At 71.7% G+C, this 4,533-nt stretch carries 6 protein-coding genes; 2 read left to right on the forward strand and 4 right to left on the reverse strand.

The window, feature by feature from the left end:
- Nucleotides 1-334: 334 nt before the first annotated feature.
- Both ACFU99_RS34220 and ACFU99_RS34225 read right to left on the reverse strand, forming a co-directional pair.
- Entirely contained in the window at nt 335-1,165 is an 831-nt protein-coding gene (locus tag ACFU99_RS34220) for a phosphotransferase family protein (RefSeq protein ID WP_384399643.1), read from the reverse strand.
- A 64-nt stretch (nt 1,166-1,229) separates the two neighbouring features.
- A complete protein-coding gene (locus ACFU99_RS34225) occupies nt 1,230-1,655 on the reverse strand; it encodes a MarR family winged helix-turn-helix transcriptional regulator (RefSeq protein WP_384399648.1) in 426 nt (141 codons plus the stop codon).
- 90 nt (nt 1,656-1,745) lie between these two features.
- Here ACFU99_RS34225 and ACFU99_RS34230 point away from each other — a divergent pair, with 90 nt between their 5' ends.
- Nucleotides 1,746-2,396 carry an MBL fold metallo-hydrolase gene (locus ACFU99_RS34230; RefSeq protein ID WP_384399651.1) on the forward strand — a complete coding sequence of 217 codons (651 nt, stop codon included), beginning with the start codon at nt 1,746-1,748 and terminating at the stop codon, nt 2,394-2,396.
- Between the two features lie 97 nt (nt 2,397-2,493).
- On the opposite strand, the gene ACFU99_RS34235 is transcribed toward ACFU99_RS34230, so the two are convergent.
- Nucleotides 2,494-2,709, reverse strand: coding sequence for a tautomerase family protein (locus ACFU99_RS34235; protein WP_384399654.1), 216 nt, complete (start codon nt 2,707-2,709; stop codon nt 2,494-2,496).
- A 94-nt stretch (nt 2,710-2,803) separates the two neighbouring features.
- Nucleotides 2,804-3,625, reverse strand: a complete 822-nt coding sequence (locus ACFU99_RS34240) for an SDR family oxidoreductase (RefSeq protein ID WP_384399657.1) — start codon at nt 3,623-3,625, stop codon at nt 2,804-2,806.
- A gap of 181 nt (nt 3,626-3,806) precedes the next feature.
- Here ACFU99_RS34240 and ACFU99_RS34245 point away from each other — a divergent pair.
- Nucleotides 3,807-4,533, forward strand: a 727-nt coding sequence (locus ACFU99_RS34245; protein ID WP_384399660.1) for a helix-turn-helix transcriptional regulator, incomplete at its 3' end; no start/stop codon positions are given.

Here is a 4,533-nt window from a genome sequence, read left to right on the forward strand (position 1 = left end):
GCCCAGGACGGCAGCGAGGGCGACGACGATGGCGATGACGACGATGGCGATGACGACGATGGCGATGACGACGAGGGCGATGACGACGAGGGCGATGACGGCGAGGGCGTGGTCGGCCGCCCGCTCATCGCTCGGACCCGTTCGCCCGCTCCCGCCGCCGTTCCCTCTGCCGCTCCTGCTGTCTCTGGTCTTTCACGTGTTCTCCTTCGGTCTCTCCCTCGACCGGCCGTTCCTTCGACGGACATCACGGTCTGCTCGTCGGCCGGTCAGCCGTGCCGTCGGCGGGGACTGCCCACCGATGACGATCATCATGGCACCAGCGGAGCGGGCGGCCTCAGGCGAGGAGCGCGGACAGCCGGGCGGCCTGCCGTTCGGCCGTTCCCGGCGGGTTGCGCGGGTGCCGCGGGTCGTCGGAGGACAGGAGGAACAGCCATACGAGCGCCAGCAGTCGTCGGCACTTCGGCAGTCGCACGCGTTCGGCGGGGTGCAGATCGAACAGGCCGAGGAACGCGTCGACATCGAACGGCGGCCCCGCCCAACTCGCCACATGCTCCGTGATCTCCGCCAGCTCGAAGGGCCGGTCGCTGAGGCCGGAGTCCTCGAAGTCGACGATGCGTACGCGCGTACCGTCCCAGAGGTAGTTGGCGAGGTTGCCGTCACCGGGACCGAATACGGGCGGGACCTCCGACTGTCCGCCGGCCCCTTCCCCTTCCAGGCCGGAACGGGCCAGCCACTCCAGGCCGCGGTCCATCGCCTCGCCCACCTCGCCGCCGACTCGCGGGCGTATGCGCGGAGTCCACGTGTGGATCTGGTCGATGAGATGCCGCTGCCGGCCGGGCCGGACGGGTACGCCGGCCAGGACATCCGCCGGCACGGCCGCGTACAGCTCGGTCACCGCCGCGGCCATGGCTCCGAGCTGCCGATCGCCGAGCGGCTCGCCGCGCATCGGCCCGCCCGGTACGCGCGACATCACCACCACCGGCTCCTCCGCCGTGAGATCCGTGCGGTGGGGGACAGGGGCCAGGCCCGGCGCGTACGACGCGAGCAGCGACAGCGCACGCCACTCCCGCTCGCACGCGCCGCGGTTGCCATGGTGGAACTTCTTGATCACGCTGTCGGGCCGCAGCTCGACCGCGTTCCTGTTTCGTGGGGCGGATGTCGTCATAGCACGTGATGGTGTCGCGGCGACAGCGCCCTTCCCAGGGTGGCCGGGAGATCGGGGGAGTGCGTCACTTTCCCGCGAGGTGGGCGGCCAGCTGGGACAGCAGGCCGACGCCGTCGCGCAGCCGCCGCTGCTCCTCCGCGCTGAAGAGCTCCTGTATGGCGGCGTTGACGGCCTGGGCGCGCTGAGCGCGTTCGCCGCGCAGGCGGGCGCGGCCGGCGTCGGTGATGTGCAGCAGGAGTTTGCGGCCGTCGCTGGGGTGGGGCTCGGCGCGTACGAAGCCGCCGCTGGCGAGTTCCTTCACGGACTTGGCGGCCGACTGGTGCGTCACCCCGCGGCGCTGGGCCAGGTCGGCCGTGGTCAGCGGACCGTTGCGGTCGAGGTAGCCGAGGGCGGCCGACTCGCCGGGAGGCATGGTGTCCACGCCCCGTACCGCTCGGACCAGCTCCCCGACCGACTGCCGCAACTCCTCGGCCAGCGCGTCTTCATCCATGCGTGCATCTTATCCGGCAGCCGTGGAACTGTGGTGTACAGTTTGGTTGTGTAATTAGGTTGTAGGTTTTTCCGAGGGAGGATTCCGACGATGCAGCTCACCAAGTTCGGCCACGCCTGTGTCGGCATCGAGAAGGACGGCCGCCGCCTGGTGGTGGACCCGGGCGGCCTGACCGAACCGCAGGCACTGGACGGCGCCGACGCGGTCCTCGTCACGCATGAGCACTTCGACCACTTCTCGGAGGAGGCGCTGCGCCGGGCGGCCGAGAACAACCCGGCCCTGCGCATCTGGACCAACTCCGCCGTGGCCGGACAGCTGGACGGCCTCGGCGCCCGCGTCACCGCCGTGGGGGAGGGGGACGCGTTCACGGCGGCGGGCTTCGAGGTGACGGTCCACGGCGCCTGGCACGAGGACCTCCACCCCGACATCCCGCGCGTCGCCAATATCGGGTTCCTCGTCGACGGCGCGCTCTTCCACCCCGGAGACGCCCTGACCGTTCCCGAGACGGGCGCTTCCGGGGTGGACACGCTGCTGCTGCCGGTCCACACCCCCTGGTCCACGCTCGGCCACTTGATCGACTACGTGCGCGAGGTCGCCCCGCGCGACGCCTACGCCATCCATGACGGGGCCCTCAACGACATCGGCACCGCGATGCTGGGCGGCTTCCTGGGCGACGACGGCCCGGGGATCGGGGCGCGTTACCACCATCTGACCTCGGGCGAGACGACCCGAATCGGCTGAGCTCCGCTGCGTCCCGTATTGGTGCGCGACGGCCTGGAGTCGTCCGCGCGGTTTCAGCGGAGCAGCCATGTGGTCCGTGGGGGCCGCTCGGCCTCCGTCAGCCCTCGGGCGACTGCTGGAGCATGGCGAGGGTCAGCACATTGCCGCCGATGCCCCAGCCGCCGTCGGTCACCTCCTCCACGAGGACCATCGTGGTGGCGCGGGCACGTTCGCCGTAGACCTCGACATACAGCTCCGTGGCGCGCGTGACGATCTGCTCCTTCTGCTTCTCGTCCAGGCTCCCGGCGGGGACCTTGAAGTTCGCGAACGGCATGGTGGACCTCTTTCGGTTCGGTTTTCGGTTCGGTTTTCGGTTCAGTGATGAGTTGGTGGTCGGGTCGGGTTGGTAGGAGCTGGGCGGCGGATCGTCAGACGATGCCGCCGTTGGCGCGCAGGACCTGGCCGTTGATCCAGTGGCCGGCCGGCGACGCGAGGAAGGCGACGGTCTCGGCGATGTCCTCGGGGGTGCCCAGGCGCTCCAGCGGAGGCTGGGCGGCCAGGCGGGCGACGGTCGCCTCGTCCTTGCCCTCGAAGAACAGCTCGGTGGCGGTGGGGCCGGGGGCGACGGCGTTGACCGTCACGTTCCGGCCGCGCAGCTCGCGGGCGAGGATCATGGTGAGGGCCTCGACCGCGCCCTTGCTCGCGTTGTAGACGCCGTAGCCGGGGAAGGCCAGGCCCACCACCGACGTGGAGAAGGTGACGACCGCGCCGCCGTCGCGAATCCTGCGGGCCGCCTGCTGGGCGACCACGAACGTCCCCCGGACGTTGGTGCGGTGCACCGCGTCCAGCTCCGCGAGGTCCAGGTCGGCGACCGGCGACAGACGCATCCGCCCGGCCGCGTTCACGACGACGTCGACGCCGCCGAACTCGGACTCGGCCGTGTCGAAGAGCGCGGCCATTTGCCGCTCGTCGGCGACGTCCGCCCGTACGGCGACCGCCCGGCCGCCGGCGGCGGTGACCTCCTTGGCGGCGGCCTCGGCCAGGTCGCGATTGCCCACGTAGCCGACGACGACGGCCAGCCCGTCGGCCGCCAGACGGCTCACCGTCGCGCGCCCGATGCCGCGCGAACCACCGGTGACGACGGCCACGCGGGGCGGGCCGGTGCGGTGCTCGGCCGTGACGCCGACGGTGGTCTCGGATGTTTCGTCGCCTTTCGTGGTGTTCTTGGGATCAGGTTCGGGGGAGGGCATAGGGGCTCCTGAGAGGGCTGAACGAGAGGATCGCGGCGGTGCTGCGTACGTCGGCTGGGCGCCGCCGCGTCCCGCCTGCTCCTCCACTCTGGGCCGACTTCCCGACGTCAGCCACGGTTCTCCCCACCCAGGGGTCGCCGTCCCCTCCCTCACCGCCCCGACGTACGCGACCATGGGAGGCGTGAACCTTTCGGAACTCGCCGCGTACCTCAAATCCCGGCGCGACCGGATCCGCCCGTCCGACGTCGGCCTGCCCAGCGGCCCACGGCGCCGGGTGCCCGGACTGCGGCGCGAGGAGGTCGCCCAGCTGGCGGGCCTGTCCGCGGACTACTACACGGAGCTCGAACGCGGACGGGGAGCCCAGCCCTCGACCCAGGTACTGGTCGCGCTGGCCCGCGCGCTGCGGCTGAACGGCGACGAACGCGACCACGTGTTCCACCTCGCCGACCGCCCGGTTCCTCCGTCGGCGCACGGCCCGGCCGCGCACGTCCAACCGGGGCTGCTGCACCTCCTGGACCAGCTCACCATTACCCCCGCGCAGATCATCACCGACCTGCACGAGACCCTCGTCCAGAACCCGCCGGCCGTCACGCTCGTCGGCCCGGCCCCGGAGGCCCGCGGGCCCCGCGCGAGCTTCGTCTACCGCTGGTTCACCGACCCCGACGCCCGTACCGTCTATCCGGCCGAGGACCACCCGCACCACTCACGGGTCTTCGTCGCCGACCTCCAGGCCGTCGCCGCCCGGCGCGGCCGCGACGCCGAGGTGACCCGGATGACGGCCGCGCTGCGCGAACGCAGCCCGGAGTTCGCCGCCCTCTGGGACACCCGCGACGTCGCTCTGCGGCGGACGGACCACAAGCGCATCGCCCACACCGTGCTGGGCGTCATCGAACTGGACTGCCACAGCC

The organism is Streptomyces sp. NPDC057654 (assembly GCF_042800135.1).
Lineage (GTDB): Bacteria > Actinomycetota > Actinomycetes > Streptomycetales > Streptomycetaceae > Streptomyces.